14 protein-coding genes and 2 pseudogenes are annotated in these 17,894 nt (G+C 60.6%); 5 read left to right on the top strand and 11 right to left on the bottom strand.

The features are described 5' to 3' along the window. Window positions 1–56 precede the first annotated feature (56 nt). Together ACYCCG_RS19090 and ACYCCG_RS19095 are read left to right on the top strand one after the other, a co-directional pair. A complete protein-coding gene (locus ACYCCG_RS19090) occupies window positions 57–944 on the top strand; it encodes an acyltransferase (protein ID WP_076402456.1) in 888 nt (295 codons plus the stop codon). A 211-nt stretch (window positions 945–1,155) separates the two neighbouring features. Further along, window positions 1,156–1,905, top strand: a complete 750-nt coding sequence (locus tag ACYCCG_RS19095; protein ID WP_459671509.1) for an RHS repeat-associated core domain-containing protein — start codon at window positions 1,156–1,158, stop codon at window positions 1,903–1,905. Between the two features lie 20 nt (window positions 1,906–1,925). Here ACYCCG_RS19095 and ACYCCG_RS19100 read toward each other — a convergent pair whose 3' ends face one another. Then, entirely contained in the window at window positions 1,926–2,501 is a 576-nt protein-coding gene (locus ACYCCG_RS19100; RefSeq protein WP_209968631.1) for a DUF2780 domain-containing protein, read from the bottom strand. A gap of 193 nt (window positions 2,502–2,694) precedes the next feature. Between ACYCCG_RS19100 and ACYCCG_RS19105 the strand changes: the two genes are divergently transcribed. Beyond that, the gene (locus ACYCCG_RS19105; protein WP_459671501.1) at window positions 2,695–3,618 is read left to right on the top strand and encodes an RHS repeat-associated core domain-containing protein; all 924 of its coding nucleotides are present in this window, start codon (window positions 2,695–2,697) and stop codon (window positions 3,616–3,618) included. Window positions 3,619–3,827: 209 nt separating this feature from the next. Here ACYCCG_RS19105 and ACYCCG_RS19110 read toward each other — a convergent pair. After that, window positions 3,828–4,076, bottom strand: a pseudogene (locus ACYCCG_RS19110) (formaldehyde dehydrogenase, glutathione-independent); the annotation flags it as partial. A 255-nt stretch (window positions 4,077–4,331) separates the two neighbouring features. Between ACYCCG_RS19110 and ACYCCG_RS19115 the strand changes: the two are divergent. Continuing rightward, window positions 4,332–5,306, top strand: a complete 975-nt coding sequence (locus ACYCCG_RS19115) for an RHS repeat-associated core domain-containing protein (protein WP_209968634.1) — start codon at window positions 4,332–4,334, stop codon at window positions 5,304–5,306. 53 nt (window positions 5,307–5,359) lie between these two features. On the opposite strand, the gene fdhA is transcribed toward ACYCCG_RS19115, so the two are convergent. The 7 genes from fdhA to ACYCCG_RS19150 all read right to left on the bottom strand — a co-directional run bounded on the left by fdhA (window position 5,360) and on the right by ACYCCG_RS19150 (window position 14,414). Beyond that, entirely contained in the window at window positions 5,360–6,559 is a 1,200-nt protein-coding gene (fdhA, locus tag ACYCCG_RS19120) for a formaldehyde dehydrogenase, glutathione-independent (protein WP_011953256.1), read from the bottom strand. Window positions 6,560–6,860: 301 nt separating this feature from the next. Beyond that, window positions 6,861–7,718 (bottom strand): formyltetrahydrofolate deformylase, encoded by an 858-nt coding sequence (gene purU, locus ACYCCG_RS19125; RefSeq protein WP_016714526.1) that lies wholly within the window; start codon window positions 7,716–7,718, stop codon window positions 6,861–6,863. 12 nt (window positions 7,719–7,730) lie between these two features. After that, on the bottom strand, window positions 7,731–8,363 hold the full coding sequence (locus ACYCCG_RS19130; RefSeq protein WP_014589391.1) for a sarcosine oxidase subunit gamma: 633 nt from the start codon (window positions 8,361–8,363) through the stop codon (window positions 7,731–7,733). Between the two features lie 170 nt (window positions 8,364–8,533). Beyond that, a complete protein-coding gene (locus ACYCCG_RS19135; protein ID WP_252461517.1) occupies window positions 8,534–11,548 on the bottom strand; it encodes a sarcosine oxidase subunit alpha in 3,015 nt (1,004 codons plus the stop codon). Further along, window positions 11,545–11,880, bottom strand: a complete 336-nt coding sequence (locus tag ACYCCG_RS19140) for a sarcosine oxidase subunit delta (protein WP_103443359.1) — start codon at window positions 11,878–11,880, stop codon at window positions 11,545–11,547. The genes ACYCCG_RS19135 and ACYCCG_RS19140 overlap by 4 nt, the downstream gene beginning before the upstream one ends. Window positions 11,881–11,894: 14 nt before the next feature. After that, window positions 11,895–13,145 carry a sarcosine oxidase subunit beta family protein gene (locus ACYCCG_RS19145; RefSeq protein ID WP_003255680.1) on the bottom strand — a complete coding sequence of 417 codons (1,251 nt, stop codon included), beginning with the start codon at window positions 13,143–13,145 and terminating at the stop codon, window positions 11,895–11,897. A 15-nt stretch (window positions 13,146–13,160) separates the two neighbouring features. Then, entirely contained in the window at window positions 13,161–14,414 is a 1,254-nt protein-coding gene (locus tag ACYCCG_RS19150; protein WP_021782655.1) for a serine hydroxymethyltransferase, read from the bottom strand. A gap of 324 nt (window positions 14,415–14,738) precedes the next feature. Here ACYCCG_RS19150 and ACYCCG_RS19155 point away from each other — a divergent pair, with 324 nt between their 5' ends. Beyond that, a complete protein-coding gene (locus tag ACYCCG_RS19155; protein ID WP_176683563.1) occupies window positions 14,739–15,779 on the top strand; it encodes a threonine aldolase family protein in 1,041 nt (346 codons plus the stop codon). A gap of 34 nt (window positions 15,780–15,813) precedes the next feature. Here ACYCCG_RS19155 and ACYCCG_RS19160 read toward each other — a convergent pair whose 3' ends face one another. Together ACYCCG_RS19160 and mcpH are read right to left on the bottom strand one after the other, a co-directional pair. Then, window positions 15,814–16,551, bottom strand: a complete 738-nt coding sequence (locus ACYCCG_RS19160; protein ID WP_370588310.1) for a methyl-accepting chemotaxis protein — start codon at window positions 16,549–16,551, stop codon at window positions 15,814–15,816. Window positions 16,552–16,677: 126 nt separating this feature from the next. Then, window positions 16,678–17,751: pseudogene (gene mcpH, locus ACYCCG_RS19165) on the bottom strand (methyl-accepting chemotaxis protein McpH); the annotation flags it as partial. Window positions 17,752–17,894 lie beyond the last annotated feature (143 nt).

The raw sequence follows: 17,894 nt of genomic DNA on the forward strand, positions 1-17,894 counted from the left end.
ACGACCGCCCTGCTTATCATTGCCAACCGTTTATCTCCCACAACAAGAGTCTCTTTATGCGTCGCCTGCTGACCGGCATTCTCACTACCACCCTGCTGCTGCTCAATACTGTGGTATTGATCTGCCCGCTGCTGGTCTTCGCCCTGCTCAAGCTGGTGTTGCCAGGCCGTGGCCGCGACTACGCGTCGTGGGCGGTGATGTGGGTGGCCGAAACCTGGTCGGAAATCGACAAAGCCATCTTCGCCCTGTGCATCCCTACCCAGTGGGACATCCGTGGCGTGGAAAACCTGCGCAAGGACACCTCGTACCTGGCCGTGAGTAACCACCAGACCTGGGTCGACATCCCGGCGTTGATCGAAAGCCTCAACCGCCGTACACCGTTCTTCAAGTTCTTCCTGAAAAAGGAACTGATCTGGGTACCGTTGCTGGGCCTGGCCTGGTGGGGGCTGGATTACCCGTTCATGAAGCGCTACAGCAAGGCGTTTCTGGAAAAGCACCCGGAGCTCAAGGGCAAGGACCTGGAAATCACCAAGGCGGCCTGCGAGCTGTTCAAGCGCCAGCCGGTGACCGTGGTCAATTACCTGGAGGGCACCCGGTTTACCGAAGCCAAGCGCCAGGAGCAGCAGTCGCCGTATCGCTACCTGCTCAAGCCCAAGGCGGGTGGTGTGGCGTTTGTGCTCGCGGCATTGGGCGAGCAGCTGGATGCCCTGCTGGATGTGACCATCGTGTACCCCGGTAATAAGGCGCCGGGGTTCTGGGACTTGCTCAATGGCAGCATCAGCCGGGTGATTATCGACATTCAGGTGCGGGAACTGGACCCTGCGTTGTGGGCGGGGGATTACGAGAATGATCCCGAGTTTCGTCAGGCGGTGCAGGCTTGGGTGAACCAGCTGTGGGTGGCGAAGGACCAGCGGATCGAGCAGCTGCGGGCGGAGATGGGCTGAGACCTCTGCCGCCTGAGCTGGCCTCTTCGCGGGTAAACCCGCTCCTACGCGGATTACCACATCCCCAAGGATAGGCTCTACCTGTGTAGGAGCGGGTTTACCCGCGAAGAGGCCGAAGCAGGCAGCCGGTTGACATCAGCACGGTTACATTGCGCCCCCTGATAATTCTGCTAGTTGTGCGCGGCCTCGCAAAGACGAAGACTTGAGCAGCATGTCTCTTGCGAGCCGCTCTCAAGTGAAAATCACCGCCCTGGTCTACAGCCCTTACGGGCACATCGGCAGCCAAGCAGGTAGAGCCACGATAATAGGCTTCAAGGATGAACTATTTGATCCGCTCCTTGGCACCTATGCATTGGGGCGAGGATACCGAAGCTATAGTCCAGCCTTGATGCGCTTCCTCAAGCCCGATGATCTCAGCCCGTTCAGTGACGGTGGCTATAACGCCTACGCATACTGTGCCTGTGACCCCATCAATTACCGTGATGATACAGGGCAACAGCGGGAATTCGCCAATTTACAAAAATTTTGGGAGCAAAAGTCTAACCCGAAACCTCAACGAACAGCACCGCTGACAAAAATGCCTGCGGCGCAGGCAATAGAGCCTCCTCTGTTGAACGCCAGGCACTCCGCTTCACACCATTTGGCGAAAAAGAAGACTGTTGCCTTTAACAAAGACATAACGATCAAGACGTACCCGAAAGAACAGGTCACTTACAAAAGCCGCCTTCTCGAAGAAAGGCGATCGTTAGCCATCTATATAAAAAATCTCACTAAACGCGCAGCGCAAAAACAGCGAGAGTACACCGAACTTTCGGAACCTTCTTCGAAAGCCTTCGCCAAAAGCCAAGGGATCAGTGACCAACGATATCGTACAGAAATGGAATCACGCGAAGTCTGGCTGACTGAAGCACAATATCGAATCAGAGCCCTGGAAGTGACGCTCAAGAGCTTCGATGTATGACGTCTGGCCTTGTGATAATCTCAAACCGATGGCGTGCTCACTGGCGCCGGCGTGGTCCACAGGCTACCCAAGTTCTGCAGCAACGACCCGGCGATGCCCTGCTGGCCGAGGTACTGCAGGATCAGTGGGGCGAACTGGCCGATCATTCCAGTGTCCATGCCCAGTGCCTTGAACGCATTGTCCAGGTCATTACGGTTCTCCACGTCGTTGCCCAACGCGTTGCTCAATGCCGACTGGCTTTCGCTGTTCTTGCCCAGCAAATCGCCCAGCCCGCTCAACCCACCCAGCATATTGGCACCGGACAACAGGTCCAGACCCGGCACGGCCTTGGTCAATTGGCCATAGTCCTCACTGCTAAGGTTGTTGCGCGCCAACCCCAACATCGCCCCTGCGCCGCCCACGGCCTGTTCGGGGGTGATATTCAATTCGCTGCCCAAGGTGTTGAGCAGATTGGCCTGCGCCTCGGGGGCCTGCACCTGGCCTTGCTGTTGCGGGTTCTGCATGGCGGACACGGCATTGGCGGCGTCGCTGAGGTTGAAGGCGAACACCGGGCTGGCGGCCAGGGTCATCAGGGTTGCCAAGGTGAGTGCTTTCATCGGAAGGGACCTCGTCGGCCGGGATGGCCTGGAAAACGAAGGGTTTGACTGGAAATCTGAGGGATTGTTCCGGGCCCCAGCAGGCGCACACCTGATATTTCTGCCAGTAGTCAATTGCTCAAGACACTCCAGATAATCGTAGTGCCCACGCCATCCATTTCCGGGGCCAACTGCAGACAACGGGAGCACGTCGGTGAAAAACAGTCCTGATACCCCCAAATATTTCTACCAGACCAACAAACTGACCACTGTCATTGGAAACGATCAGAAGCGTTCAATCCTGCGGATTGGAACGCTCCCTCTTGCTGAATCCGCTGGCAAAGAAGCAAGAAGCTCCCAGCTTCTCGCAACGGATGAGATGGACTCAGTGCTTGTCGTGAGCACGCCTGACGGAAAGCAAAACAATCACAACTATACCCCCTTTGGATACAACGACAAACTGCCATCAGGATCCACAGCGTTGGGATTCAACGGCGAGTTCATATTGGAAAACATGCACCTTTATCTTCTAGGCCAGGGACACCGTGGCTTTAGCACCGAGATGAGACGGTTCATCGGACCGGACAACGCTGAAAGCCCATTCGCCCGAGGCGGGGTCAATGCTTTCGCGTACTGTGTGAATGACCCAGTCAATCGGAAAGACGAAACGGGGATGTGGAGCCTTCTCAAGCCTAGAACGTGGTTTCGTAGTAACCAAAAAAAAGTTGAGCAGCGCCTGAAAAGCATAGAGGTTATTAATGCAGAACTTGAAAAGCAAACCGCCGAGCTCACTAGTTTAGTCAAGAAAAGAAAATACGAAGGAAAAACAGTCGAGAAACAAATTAAGGCCACTGCAAAAACCGTAAAAAAAATGCTTAAAAGCAGCAAAAGAAAGGCACACGGCATAAATAAATACGTAGAAAGTGAAGATCATGCATACATTTACTCCGAACATTACTACGCCGAAAAAGCTATAACAAATTCAGAACCTGATTCTTACCTCCCAACGAGCGGGCACACCGATAGTGGAAACATGTTCTACGCGCAAAAAAAACATGACGATCCTAATGACGACAGAAACTACCAATTCGGGGTAACCGACGCAAACAATGAGACGCGCCGGCCACAATCGAAGTAATTAACTGTCTGTATGAAAATGACTGTGCAGTGGCCCTTCGCTCCAGGGCCACTCACCAGGCTTCGGAACTGATGAGGTATGTGCGGGCGGCGCTCGATTTCAAAAGCGATGAAAGGCTTATGACAAGCACCTCCAGCCGAGATGCCTTATCAGAATGGACAAAAAAAAAAAGCCCCTCGATGCGAGGGGCTCTTTTTACTCGACGCTGATTACGCCGCACCCCACATTTTGTGCGGGTCGATAACGAATTTCTTCGGCACACCCGCATCAAACTCGCCATACCCTTCCGGCGCCTGATCCAGGTTGATCACCTGCACCCCCACCACTTCAGCAATGTTGATCCGATCCCACATCATCGCCTGCATCAGCTGGCGGTTGTAATGCTTGGTCGCTATCTGGCCGGTGTGGGAGCTGTGCAATTTGCTCCGGCTCAGGCCGAAGCGGATGCTCAGCGCGCGAATTTTGCTAAGACTTTCAGGTTTTTACATCGGGCGATCGCTGCGAAATCAGCGACCAGTTTTGACAGGCTGCCTTGGTATGAATCACAAGGCTTCGCCTTCTTGGCAGCTGTGCATGGGGCACTTCGTGTGCGCCGGGTTTTGGTTCACCTACCGATCTAAGACTGTTATTTCTGCCAGTATCCAAACTCCTGTGGCAGTTCAGAATGGGTTGCAAGCCGCGTTCATTCATCCAGCACGGTAGGGATTCGAATCATGAGCAAAGCATCGAACAGTTCCCTTTTCTTCTATTACGACAACAAGCTCGTAACCGTGAAACACGGGGACCAGCATCGCGCCATCTTGCGAAATGCAGAAAAACCGCTGGCAGAGCTGAGCACAGGCGACACCCAAACCTGCGGCTTGCTGGCCACCGATGACAAAGGCTCGGTGCTGTCGGTGCAACAAGCCGATGAAGACGAGCAGCACACTTATTCGGCGTATGGACACGATCCAGGATTACCTTCCTCGCGTACGCAGCTGGGCTTCAATGGCGAGGTTTTGCTTGCGGCGCCGAACAGCTATCTGCTGGGCAACGGCTATCGGGCCTACCACCCAGCCTTGAGGCGGTTTGGTTCCCCTGACAGCTGGAGCCCCTTTGAAGGTGGTGGCGTAAACGCTTATGCCTATTGCAGCGGGGATCCGATCAACCGCATCGACCCAAGCGGACATGTAGTGGCGCTTGTTCAACCTGCTAGCCAGCAGCTACTCATCCCTAAGCCTAAGCTACCCGCACACGTCTTCACCACGCAAAAGTCGCCCATCGTACGGCGTTATGAGGTCGAACACTATGAAACCGCAAGCAATACCGTCATCCAGACTGTGGGAACACAGCGCAACAGCAAAACCATGGCCGTCACCTCGACGCGCCGAACGTTGCGCACAACCGAGCTTATTGAGGTAGTTGCTGATCCGCACAAGGGACCAGCAACGGTGCATGTCACTCGTACCAGCCTCGATAGCTATCTGGAGGCCAGCAGGGAATTGCATGCCGCCGAAGCGGCGAACGCGCTCGGGGATCCAACGTTCGCAGCGAGCCCGGCTATTATCAACAATCTGCAAAACCGTCGCGAGGGGCTGGTAATGATAGGTGAGTGGTTGGCCCGCAGGGCGGCAGATCCGTCCGACCTGACTGCTTACGATAAAGGCACGTTTCGGGTGAGCAGTGGGGCATCGGCAGTGCGCCGCTAGCCCCACAGCCCCAAAAAAACGCCCCTCTCAGCGAGGGGCATCATGGGCTGCGATCAAGCCGCGCCCCACATCTTGTGCGGGTCGATCACAAACTTCTTAGGCACACCCGCATCAAACTCGCCATACCCTTCCGGCGCCTGATCCAGGTTGATCACCTGCACCCCCACCACTTCAGCAATGTTGATGCGGTCCCACATGATCGCCTGCATCAGCTGGCGGTTGTATTTCATGGTCGGGGTCTGGCCGGTGTGGAAGCTGTGCGATTTCGCCCAGCCCAGGCCGAAGCGGATGCTCAGCGCGCCGATCTTGGCAGCGGCATCGACTGCGCCCGGGTCCTCGGTCACGTACAGGCCCGGGATACCGATGTTGCCGGCTACGCGGGTCACTTGCATCAGCGAGTTCAGCACGGTGGCCGGAGCCTCGTGCTTGGCACCTTCGTGGCCATGGCCACGGGCCTCGAAGCCGACCGCGTCGACGGCGCAGTCCACTTCCGGCTCGCCGAGGATGTCGACGATCTGCTCGTGCAGCGGGGTGTCCTTGGACAGGTCGACCACTTCGAAGCCTTGCGACTTGGCATGGGCCAGACGGGCCGGGTTGAGGTCACCGACGATCACGCAGGCGGCGCCCAGCAGGCGCGCCGAGGCCGCGGCGGCCAGGCCGACCGGGCCGGCACCGGCAACGTAGACAGTGCTGCCTGGGCCTACGCCAGCAGTCACGGCACCGTGGTAGCCGGTGGGCAGGATATCGGACAGGCAGGTCAGGTCACGGATCTTTTCCATGGCCTTGTCACGCTCAGGCAGCTTCAGCAGGTTGAAGTCAGCGTACGGCACCAGCACGTATTCGGCCTGGCCGCCGGTCCAGTCGCCCATGTCGACGTAGCCGTAGGCACCGCCGGCGCGGGCCGGGTTTACAGTGAGGCAGACACCGGTGTGCATCTCTTTGCAGGAGCGGCAGCGACCGCAGGCGACGTTGAACGGGACCGATACCAGGTCGCCGATCTGCATGCGCTCGACGTCGCGGCCCTTCTCGACGATTTCACCGGTGATTTCGTGGCCCAGGACCAGGCCGACCTGGGCAGTGGTGCGGCCACGGACCATGTGCTGGTCAGAACCGCAGATGTTGGTGGAGACCACCTTCAGGATGACGCCGTGTTCGATTTTCTTGCCGCGCGGGTCCTGCATTTTCGGGTAGTCGATGTGTTGCACTTCGACCTTGCCGGCGCCGAGATATACCACTCCACGATTGCCAGACATTGCTTGTACCTCGCTTGATTATTATTTATGCAGCGTTGGTTGAAGCGCCGCCATCCGTGGGCGGCATGTACTACTGGAATGCAGGGAATTGTGGGCCGGATGGGGCCGGACGCACTGACTGGAAACGACAGGGAGATGCCTTTTAGCGGCAGGGTTGTCGTTGGGAAATATGGGCGGACAGAGGGGCGGCCGGCGCGGGCCTCTTCGCGGCTAAAGCCGCTCCCACGGGGACCGCACCAACCCAAGGGCTGTGCTGTACCTGTAGGAGCGGCTTTAGCCGCGAAGAGGCCGGTACCGGTTATTACAGAACGACAGTCCGGTTGGCGTTGAGGAACACCCGCCGCTCGATGTGATAACCCACCGCCCGCGCCAGGGTCAGGCATTCAATATCCCGGCCTTTGGCAATCAGGTCTTCGGGATAGTGACTGTGATCCACCACCTCGACGCCCTGGGCAATGATCGGCCCTTCGTCCAGGTCGTTGTTGATGTAATGCGCCGTGGCACCGACCATTTTCACGCCCTTGTTGTACGCCTGGTGGTAAGGCTTGGCGCCTTTGAAACCCGGCAACAGCGAGTGGTGAATATTGATCGCCCAGCCATCCAGACGGCGGCACAGCTCAGGCGACAGTACCTGCATATAGCGCGCGAGGATCACCAGCTCGGCGCCGGTTTCCTCGATCACCTGCAGCACCTTGCGTTCTTGCCCAGGCTTGTCCTTGGGGTCGAGGGCGAAGTGGTAGTAAGGGATCTTGTGCCACTGCGCCAGCGGTTCGAGGTCCGGGTGGTTCGACACCACGGCCACCACATCCATACCCAGTTGGCCAATGCGCTGGCGATACAGCAGATCATTCAAGCAATGGTCAGCCTTGGATACCATGATCACCACCTTGGGGCGGTGGTTGGGTGCGGTCAGCTCGAAAGCCATGCCGAACGCTTCGCTGCGCTCGGCGAGGCCGGCCCGGAAGCCCGCCTCGTCGAAATCGTCCGGCTGACGGAACTCGACGCGAATGAAGAAGCGTCCCGACTGCCGGTCATCGAAGGAGTGGTGCTCCGTCACGTAGCAGCGCTGCTCGAAGAGGTAACGCGTCACCACGTCGACGGTACCGAGCATGCTCGGGCAGTCGGCGGTGAGAATCCAGGTATCCGGTGCCCGACTCATGTTCTGGTCTCCTTAAGCTTCGATGCTCAAGCCGTATTCGGCAGAAGCGTCCTGCAGCCACAGCCACCAGTAGTCGGCAAAGCTGCGGCGAATCACCAGCTCCCAGGTGTCTTCTGCAGTGCGGCGGATCACCAGTTGCGACTTGGCGAACACGGTGCCCACAGCCTTGCCCACCGGGAAGTTGTTCGGGTGAACATCATAGCTGGTGGACTTCATCAGCACGTCGCGCACGTTCGGGCCGCGCAGTTCCAGCAGGCTTTGCCCGCCACTGACATTGACGACCTGAATGTGCTGGCCTTCAAGGGCCGCGCGCAGCTTTTGCTCGACTGCCAGCTCCTGACCGCCGGGTACGATCAGCAACCACTCGTCGGGGCCGACCCATTGCAGCGACATATCCTTGTTGGCGACCACGGTCAGCGCCACGGGCAGCTCCAGGCCAAGGGCCTTGTGCACGCCGGCGGCGAATTCCGGGTTGTGGCCATCACCGCGCAGGGTGAGGTGGCCGAGGAACTTGCGTTCACGCAGGGTCACGCCTGCGTTCTTGCGGCCTTTGCCTACCAGGCTGGCCAGGTCGGCATGGTGCAGTGGCGACTGGGCTTTGGCCTCGGCGCCGGGGTTTTGCTGGAAGACGTTGATAGCGCTCATTTCTTACCTGCCTTGAATTCTGGATTCGACCACGATGCCTGCGGGAGACGGCCATCCTGTGGGAGCGGGCATGCCCGCGAATGCGATGTTGAATTCACCGCCCTCTTCGCGGGCACGCCCGCTCCCACAGAGACCTCATTCCACGCCTGGCACCGGTTGGACCGGGGGCCTTAGACGTTCTGCCGCTCACCCTTCGGATCGAAGAACACCGAAGACACGATTTCCGCCTCGATCACGCTGCCATCCGCCTGCGGCGAGTAGACACGCTCGCCCATGCGCTTGAGGCCGCCTTTGACCACACCCATGGCGAACGAGTAGCCCAGGGAGTTGGACGCATAGCTGGAGGTGACGTGGCCGACCATGTCCATCGGGATTGGCTGTTTCGGGTCGAACACCAGTTGGGCGCCTTCCGGCAGCCACTTGGTCGGGTCGACCGGCTTCAGGCCCACCAGCTGCTTGCGGTTCTCACGTACGCAGTCTTCGCGGTTCATGCCACGCAGGCCGATCCACGAGAACGGCTTGTTGCGGCCAACGCACCAGCTCATGTTCAGGTCGTCCGGGTTCATCGAACCATCGGTGTCCTGGCCCACGATGATGAAGCCCTTCTCTGCACGCAGTACGTGCATGGTTTCGGTGCCGTACGGGGTCAGGTTGTACTTCTTGCCGGCCTCGATGATCTGTTCCAGCACGCCCATCGCGTAGTTGGCCTGCACGTTCACTTCGTACGACAGCTCGCCGGTGAACGAGATACGGAACACACGGGCCGGCACGCCACCGACGTTGCCTTCCTTCCAGGTCATGAACGGGAAGGCTTCCTTGTCCATGTCGATGTCGGTCAGCTCGCTCAGCAGCTTGCGGCTGTTAGGGCCGGACAGGGTCATGGTGGCCCAGTGGTCGGTGACCGAAGTGAAGTACACCTTCAGCTCTGGCCATTCGGTCTGGTGATACAGCTCCATCCACTGCAGCACGCGGGCAGCGCCGCCGGTGGTGGTGGTCATGATGAAGTGGTTGTCGCCGACGCAGGCGGTTACGCCGTCGTCGAAGACCATGCCGTCTTCCTTGCACATCAGGCCGTAGCGGGCCTTGCCCACGTCGAGCTTGGTCCAGGCGTTGGTGTAGATGCGGTTGAGGAACTCGCGCGCGTCCGGGCCCTGGATGTCGATCTTGCCCAGGGTCGAGGCGTCCAGCAGGCCCACGCTGTCGCGCACGGCCTTGCATTCGCGAGTCACGGCAGCATGGATGTCTTCACCGGCTTTCGGGAAGTACCACGGGCGCTTCCACTGGCCGACGTCTTCGAACTCGGCGCCGTTCTTCACGTGCCAGGCATGCAGGGCAGTGAAGCGCACGGGCTCGAACAGGTGACCACAGTGACGGCCCGCTACCGCGCCGAACGTCACCGGCGTGTAGTTGGGGCGGAACATGGTGGTACCCATTTCCGGGATGGTGATGCCGATCGAACGGGCGGCGATGGCCAGGCCGTTGATGTTGCCCAGTTTGCCCTGGTCGGTACCGAAGCCCAGCGCGGTGTAGCGCTTGACGTGCTCGACCGACTCGAAGCCTTCACGGGTGGCCAGTTCGATACCGGCCGCGGTCACGTCGTTCTGCTGGTCGACGAACTGCTTCGGCCCCTTGGTGCCTTTATCGTGCGGCACCAGGAACAGTGCCACAGTGGCCTCTTCCTTGCGCGCCACGGTTTTTGGCAGGGTGCCGACAGTGGCCTTGAAACCAGCCTCGGTGGCTGCGCGAACGCCGCCTTCAAAGCCATCGGCAATCACATCGCCCAAGGCATACACGCCGTTGATACCACCGACGCACTCACGCTTCTGCGGCGCATCGCCCGGCACGAAGCCAAGGATATCGTCACGCCATACCGGGCGACCGCCCAGGTGCGAAGCCAGGTGCACGATCGGGCTGTAACCGCCCGAGGACGCGATCAGGTCGCACTCAAGGACTTCGCCTGGGCTGGTGACTTTGTGCGCCTGCACATCGATGGCCGCCACACGGGCACCAGTGACGTGCTTGCTGCCTTTGGCCTCGACCACGGCGCTGGAGGTGAGGATGCGAATGCCTTTGGCACGCGCTTCTTCAACCAGCGAACCACGTGGGTTGTGGCGGGCGTCGGCGATGGCGACCACTTGCAGGCCTGCGTCGTGCCAGTCCAGCGCGGCGCGATAGGCGTGGTCGTTGTTGGTCGACAGTACCAGCTTGCGACCCGGGGCCACGCCATAGCGGCGAACATAGGTGGAAACAGCACCGGCCAGCATGTTGCCCGGCACGTCGTTGTTGCCGTACACCAGCGGGCGCTCGTGGGCGCCGGCAGCCAGTACCACGCGCTTGGCGCGAACGCGGTGTACGCGGTGGCGAACCTGACCGATCGGGGCGCGATCGCCGAGGTGGTCGGTGAGGCGCTCGTGAATGGTCAGGAAGTTATGGTCGTGGTAGCCGTTGACCGTGGCACGTGGCAGCAGGGTCACTTCCGGCAGGCTTTCCAGCTCTTTGACCACGGCGTTGACCCAGTCGGCGGCAGGCTTGCCGTCGAGGGTTTCGCGGGTGTCGAGCAGGCTGCCGCCGAACTCTTCCTGCTCATCAGCCAGGATCACGCGGGCACCGCTGCGCGCAGCGGCCAATGCCGCAGCCAGGCCAGCAGGGCCGGCGCCGACGATCAGCACGTCGCAGTGCCGGCTCATGTAGTCGTAGCTGTCAGGGTCGTTCTGCAGCGGCGCACGGCCCAGACCGGCGGCTTTACGGATGTACTTCTCGTAAGTCATCCAGAACGATTTGGGGTACATGAAGGTTTTGTAGTAGAAGCCCGGCGGCATCATGCTGCCGCCAACCTTGCCGAGGATGCCCATGACGTCGTTGTTGACGTTCGGCCAGCCGTTGGTGCTGGTGGCGACAAGACCTGCGTACAGCGCCTGCTGGGTGGCGCGCACGTTGGGGATCTGGGTAGCTTCGCTGGAGCCGATCTGCAGGATGGCGTTCGGCTCTTCGGTACCGGCGGCGATGATGCCGCGCGGGCGCGAGTACTTGAAGCTACGGCCGACGATGTCGACGCCGTTGGCCAGCAACGCGGCGGCCAGGCTGTCACCGGCATAACCTTGGTAGGTTTTGCCGTTGAAGGTGAAGTTCAGGACCTTGCTGCGGTCGATACGGCCGCCGCTGGCGAGGCGATAGGTCTGGCTCATACTTTTTCCCCTTGGCCTTTGACGGTCGACGCTGCGCCGGTGGCTTTGCCGTTGGCGGTCACTTGCGGCTTCTCGCCAATCTTGTAGGTTTCCAGAATTTCGTAGGTCACGGTGTCACGGGTGACGTTGAAGTACTGGCGGCAGCCGGCAACGTGGTCCCACAGTTCATGGTGAATACCGCGTGGGTTGTCACGGTAGAACATGTAGGTACCCCACTCCTCGTCGGAGCAGGCGTTAGGGTCCAGCGGGCGGGCGATGTGCGCCTGGCCAGAGGCGTGGAACTCTTCTTCGGAGCGCAGCTCGCCGCAGTGGGGACAGAAAATATGCAACATGACGGTGTCTCCGGTTAGTGGGCGACGGCGGCAGCGCCGTGTTCGTCGATCAGTGCGCCGTTGTAGAAACGGTCCATGGAGAACGGCGCGGCCAGTGGGTGCATTTCGCCCTTGGCCAGGCTCGCGGCGAAGACGTTGCCCGAACCGGGGGTCGCCTTGAAGCCGCCAGTACCCCAACCGCAGTTGAAGAACATGTTCTTGACCGGGGTTTTGGTGATGATCGGGCAAGCGTCCGGCGAGGTGTCTACGATGCCGCCCCACTGGCGGTTCATGCGAACACGCGAAAGGTTGGGGAACATCTCGACGATGGCCTGCAGGGTGTGCTCGATCACCGGGTACGAACCGCGCTGGCCGTAGCCGACCCAGCCGTCGATACCGGCACCGATCACCAGGTCGCCCTTGTCGGACTGGCTGATGTAGCCGTGTACGGCGTTGGACATGATCACGCTGTCGATGATCGGCTTGATCGGTTCGGATACCAGCGCTTGCAGCGGGTGCGATTCCAGCGGCAGGCGGAAGCCGGCCAGCTTGGCCATGTGCCCCGAGTTACCGGCGGTGACCACGCCGACGCGCTTGGCGCCGATGAAGCCCTTGTTGGTTTCCACACCGATGACCGCGCCGTTTTCCTTGCGGAAGCCGATCACTTCGGTTTGCTGGATCAGATCGACGCCCAGGGCGTCGGCAGCGCGGGCGAAGCCCCAGGCCACGGCATCGTGACGGGCAACGCCGCCACGGCGCTGTACGGTGGCACCGAGGATCGGGTAGCGGGTGTTCTTGGAGCAGTCCAGGTACGGGATTTCGGCCGCAACCTGAGCAGTGTTCAGCAGCTCGCCATCCACGCCGTTGAGGCGGTTGGCACTGACCCGACGCTCGGAGTCACGCATGTCCTGCAGGGTGTGGCACAGGTTGTAAACACCGCGCTGGGAGAACATCACGTTGTAGTTGAGGTCCTGGGACAGGCCCTCCCACAGCTTCATGGCGTGCTCGTACAGGTGCGCCGACTCGTCCCACAGGTAGTTGGAACGCACGATGGTGGTGTTACGGGCGGTGTTGCCGCCGCCCAGGTAGCCCTTCTCGATCACGGCAACGTTGGTGATGCCGTGCTCTTTGGCCAGGTAGTAGGCCGTGGCCAGGCCATGGCCGCCACCGCCGACGATGACTACGTCGTAAACCTTTTTAGGGGTTGGCGTGCGCCACATCCGCTGCCAGTTTTCGTGGTGGCTGAGGGAGTGCTTGAAAAGGCCGAAGCCCGAGTAACGTTGCATGGTGTGTGACTCCACTCAGCGGTAGACAGGGAAATCTGCGCACAGGGCCGCGACGTTCTTCGCCACATCGGCTTCGACGTCTGCGTCACCGAGGTTGTCGAGGATGTCGCAAATCCAGCCAGCCAATGCCACACACTGAGCGACCTTGAAGCCGCGGGTGGTGACGGCCGGGGTGCCAATACGCAGGCCCGAAGTGACGAACGGCGACTGCGGGTCGTTCGGCACGGCGTTCTTGTTGACGGTGATATGCGCACGACCCAGGGCGGCGTCGGCGTCTTTGCCAGTCAGGCCCTGACGGATCAGGCTGACCAGGAACAGGTGGTTGTCGGTACCACCGGAAACCACATCGTAGCCACGGTCGATGAACACCTTGGCCATGGCCTGGGCGTTTTCGATCACTTGCTGCTGGTAGGCCTTGAATTCAGGCTCCAGCGCTTCCTTGAAGCACACCGCCTTGGCAGCGATCACGTGCATCAGCGGGCCACCCTGGGCGCCCGGGAATACAGCGGCGTTCAGCTTTTTCTCGATCTCTTCGTTCGACTTGGCCAGAATCAGGCCGCCACGCGGACCGCGCAGGGTCTTGTGGGTGGTGGTGGTGACCACATCGGCGAACGGGATCGGGTTCGGGTACAGACCAGCGGCAACCAGGCCGGCAACGTGGGCCATGTCGACGAACAGCAGTGCGCCCACTTTGTCGGCGATGGCGCGGAAGCGTGGGAAGTCGAGGGTCTTGGAGTAGGCCGAGAAACCGGCAACGATCATTTTCGGCTTGTGCTCGACCGCCAGGCGCTCGACTTCATCATAGTCGATCAGGCCGGTGTTGGTGTCGATACCGTACTGGACAGCGTTGTACAGCTTGCCCGAGGACGACACTTTGGCGCCGTGGGTCAGGTGGCCACCGTGGGCCAGGCTCATGCCCAGGATGGTGTCACCGGCTTGCAGCAGGGCCAGGTAGACCGCGCCGTTGGCCGACGAGCCGGAGTGCGGCTGGACGTTTGCGTAGTCGGCACCGAACAGCTGCTTGGCGCGCTCGATGGCCAGGGCTTCTACCTTGTCTACGTGCTCGCAGCCACCGTAGTAACGCTTGCCCGGGTAGCCTTCGGCGTACTTGTTGGTCAGGCCGCTGCCTTGGGCCTGCATGACGCGCTTGCTGGTGTAGTTCTCCGAGGCGATCAGCTCGATGTGATCTTCCTGGCGCTGTTCTTCGGCATTCATCGCCGCCAGCAGTGCATCGTCGTAACCCTGGATCTGGTCTTGCTTGCTGAACATTGTGTATCTCCCGGCAGCGATCGTTTTTTGTCGTGGGGCACTGTGGCCCTTTGTGGCGATGTTATGACTGGCGGGGTCGGGTCAGATGCCTGCGCACGCCTTGCAATGGCGCGTTTACGACATTCTCTTTGTGCCGCCCATGCGGGCCCCTTCGCGGGCGCGCCCGCTCCCACAGTGATTGGCGTGTGCAGGACCATTGTGGGAGCGGGCGCGCCCGCGAAGAGGCCGGCACAGTAATGAACAGAAATCGCTGCACGGGTTGTATAGGCAAGTGCTGAATCGATGGTTTAGAGTGCTGTTCTGCGTCGTTCACAGGACCGTGCCATGACAGACAAGAGCCAACAATTCGCCAGCGACAACTATTCCGGTATCTGCCCCGAAGCCTGGGCGGCGATGGAAAAAGCCAACCGCGGCCACGACCGCGCCTACGGCGACGACCAGTGGACCGAGCGTGCATCGGAGTACTTCCGCAATCTGTTCGAAACCGACTGCGAAGTGTTCTTCGCCTTCAACGGCACCGCGGCCAACTCCCTGGCCCTGGCGTCGCTGTGCCAGAGCTACCACAGCGTGATCTGCTCCGAGACCGCCCACGTCGAAACCGACGAATGCGGTGCACCGGAGTTTTTCTCCAACGGCTCCAAGCTGCTGACGGCGGCCAGCGTCAACGGCAAGCTGACGCCACAGTCGATCCGCGAAGTGGCGCTCAAACGCCAGGATATCCACTACCCCAAGCCGCGCGTGGTGACCATTACCCAGGCTACCGAAGTAGGCACGGTGTACCGCCCCGACGAGCTGAAGGCGATCAGCGCCACCTGCAAGGAGCTGGGCCTGAACCTGCACATGGACGGCGCACGCTTTACCAATGCCTGCGCATTCCTGGGCTGCAGCCCGGCCGAACTGACCTGGAAGGCCGGCGTGGATGTGCTGTGCTTTGGCGGCACCAAGAACGGCATGGCGGTAGGCGAGGCAATTCTGTTCTTCAACCGCCAACTGGCCGAAGACTTCGATTATCGCTGCAAGCAGGCAGGGCAACTGGCGTCGAAAATGCGCTTCTTGTCGGCGCCCTGGGTCGGGCTGCTGGAAGATGGCGCCTGGTTACGCCATGGCAACCACGCCAATCATTGCGCGCAGCTGCTGGCATCGTTGGTCAGTGACCTGCCGGGAGTAGAGCTGATGTTCCCGGTTGAGGCCAACGGGGTGTTCCTGCAGATGCCGGAGCACGCCATCGAGGCGCTGCGGGGCAAGGGCTGGCGCTTCTATACCTTTATCGGCAACGGTGGCGCGCGCTTCATGTGCTCGTGGGATACCGAAGAAGCGCGGGTGCGTGAGCTGGCCGCGGATATCCGCACGATCATTGGTGGCTGAGCAAGTGCCGGGGCCGTCTTGCGGCCCCGGCGATCTAGAGCCTGAACCCACCCATCTGCCGCGCCAGGTCATCAGCCAACCCACGCAACGCCTGGCACTCCTCGCGGCACCCTTGCACCTCAGCCGCCGTCTCACGCGCCAAATCGGAAATCCCCTGCACTGTCCGGTTGATTTCCTCGGTCACCGCCGACTGCTCCTCGGTAGCCGTGGCCACCTGATGGTTCATGTCACTGATGTGCTCTACCTGGTCGGTAATCGCGCTCAGCGATGCCCCGGTGCGCTGGCTCGACTCCACACCACTGCCGGTTGCCTGCTGCCCTGCCTGCATTGAACTCACCGCCGAACCTGCACCCAACTTCAGCCGCTGGATCATCTGCTGCACTTCATCGGTGGACAGTTGTGTGCGCCTGGCCAGCGTACGAACTTCATCGGCCACCACAGCGAACCCGCGCCCCATCTCCCCTGCCCGCGCGGCCTCGATCGCAGCGTTCAGCGCGAGCAGGTTGGTCTGCTCGGAAATGCTGCGGATTACCGCGAGCACTTCATCGACCGAGGCGACTTCGTCGGCCAGTTGGCTGACCGCATCGGCCGCTTTGCCGATGTCGCCCGACATCCCCTCGATGCCACGAATGGATCGTTGCACCACCTCGCGGGCCTGCAACGCCTCGTCTCGTGCCGACTGCGACGCCTGGGCCGCATCGCCGGCATTGCGGGCAATGTCCTGCACGGTCAGGCCCATCTCGTGTACAGCAGTGGCGACCATTTCGGTCATCTCTTGCTGGCGCCCGGAGCGCTCGGCGGTGTTGTCCACCACCTGGGTTACCTGCTCCACGGCCCGCCGCAGCCGCTCGGAGGTACTCAGCACCTCGCCGATCAGGCTGCGCTGGCTGTCCAGGAAGCGGTTGAAACCACGGGCCAGGTCACCCAGTTCATCCTGGCGCGAATCGTCCAGGCGGTGGCTGAGATCACCCGCTCCACCGCCAATCTGAACCAATGCGGCGGTAACGCGGCGGATCGGCCGCACCAGGCCTCGCGCCAGCAGTACCACCAACAGCAGTGACACCAACGCTACGGCGCCACCGATCAGGCTGGTCAGCCAGACGGCCTGATGCATTTGCGCGTAAATTTCCGACTCTGGCACTTCAGCCACAAGGGTCCAGTTGAGGTCGCGCAGCGGCAGGCCCAGCGCCAGGTAGCGCTCACCGTCACGGCTGAAGCGGCTGCTACGCAGGCTCCCGCCTCCGGTCATGACGCCTTTGGCTGCGTCCGCGCCAAGCTGCTCGGCAAGCTGACGCTTGCCACTGAAGGCAGCATCGGGATGCACCTGGATCAAACCATCGTTGCGTACCAGAAACACTTTGCCGTGCTCGCCAAAGCTGAAGTCGTGAATCAGCTTCGATAACTCGGTCATGCGCAGGCCCATGCCGGCCACACCCACCAGCTTGCCTTCCTTTTCCACACGATAATCGATGAACAGTGCCAGCTCGCCGGTGGCACCATCGATGTCTATGTTGATGAACCGCTCGGCGCCGCTGTCGATATAACCGTAAAACCACTTGTCCTTGGGGTTGCTGCGGCTGAGGGTACGGTCCAGGCCGTTCTCGTTGTAGTAGTGGCCGGTTTCGGTCGAGGCGAACAGCGCAGTGAAGGCCTGATTGCGCTGCTTGGCGGCGGCCAGGTATTCGATGAATTGGGGTGCCTGCGCGGGATCTTCACCGGCAGCAAGCCAGTCGCGCAGCAGGGTGTTACCGGCAACGTCCGCTGCAGCGACCAGCGGCTGGCCCAGCATGCGCTCGATGTCGTTGCGGATGGCTTCGATGCTGGCAGGCAGGGCAGTGTCGACCAGGTAGCGGTCGGTGAGGCGGTTGAGCGCCACGGTGAAGATAATGACTACAACCAAGATGCTCGCCAGCAAGGCAGCGCCCATGCTGGTGATCAATTGCCACTGAATGCTCTTACGCCAGATACGCATGCCCCTACTCCCCGCACATTATTGTTCTGCGAAAAGTGTATACACTTGCGTATCCAGTTAATCCAGTGATCTGAAGCAATCAGATGCCCCCTGTAGGAGCGGGTTCACCCGCGAATGCGGTGTTGAAGCCACTGACGCATTCG

This window comes from Pseudomonas sp. VEM90 (genome assembly GCF_054611535.1).

What these genes read in the sequence shown, in the direction of transcription:
- ACYCCG_RS19090 (WP_076402456.1), top strand. Translation starts at nt 57, where the DNA reads ATGCGTCGCCTGCTGACCGGCATTCTCACTACCACCCTGCTGCTGCTC.
- ACYCCG_RS19095 (WP_459671509.1), top strand. Translation starts at nt 1,156, where the DNA reads ATGTCTCTTGCGAGCCGCTCTCAAGTGAAAATCACCGCCCTGGTCTAC.
- ACYCCG_RS19100 (WP_209968631.1), bottom strand. Translation starts at nt 2,501, where the DNA reads ATGAAAGCACTCACCTTGGCAACCCTGATGACCCTGGCCGCCAGCCCG.
- ACYCCG_RS19115 (WP_209968634.1), top strand. Translation starts at nt 4,332, where the DNA reads ATGAGCAAAGCATCGAACAGTTCCCTTTTCTTCTATTACGACAACAAG.
- fdhA (WP_011953256.1), bottom strand. Translation starts at nt 6,559, where the DNA reads ATGTCTGGCAATCGTGGAGTGGTATATCTCGGCGCCGGCAAGGTCGAA.
- purU (WP_016714526.1), bottom strand. Translation starts at nt 7,718, where the DNA reads ATGAGTCGGGCACCGGATACCTGGATTCTCACCGCCGACTGCCCGAGC.
- ACYCCG_RS19130 (WP_014589391.1), bottom strand. Translation starts at nt 8,363, where the DNA reads ATGAGCGCTATCAACGTCTTCCAGCAAAACCCCGGCGCCGAGGCCAAA.
- ACYCCG_RS19135 (WP_252461517.1), bottom strand. Translation starts at nt 11,548, where the DNA reads ATGAGCCAGACCTATCGCCTCGCCAGCGGCGGCCGTATCGACCGCAGC.
- ACYCCG_RS19140 (WP_103443359.1), bottom strand. Translation starts at nt 11,880, where the DNA reads ATGTTGCATATTTTCTGTCCCCACTGCGGCGAGCTGCGCTCCGAAGAA.
- ACYCCG_RS19145 (WP_003255680.1), bottom strand. Translation starts at nt 13,145, where the DNA reads ATGCAACGTTACTCGGGCTTCGGCCTTTTCAAGCACTCCCTCAGCCAC.
- ACYCCG_RS19150 (WP_021782655.1), bottom strand. Translation starts at nt 14,414, where the DNA reads ATGTTCAGCAAGCAAGACCAGATCCAGGGTTACGACGATGCACTGCTG.
- ACYCCG_RS19155 (WP_176683563.1), top strand. Translation starts at nt 14,739, where the DNA reads ATGACAGACAAGAGCCAACAATTCGCCAGCGACAACTATTCCGGTATC.
- ACYCCG_RS19160 (WP_370588310.1), bottom strand. Translation starts at nt 16,551, where the DNA reads ATGACCGAAATGGTCGCCACTGCTGTACACGAGATGGGCCTGACCGTG.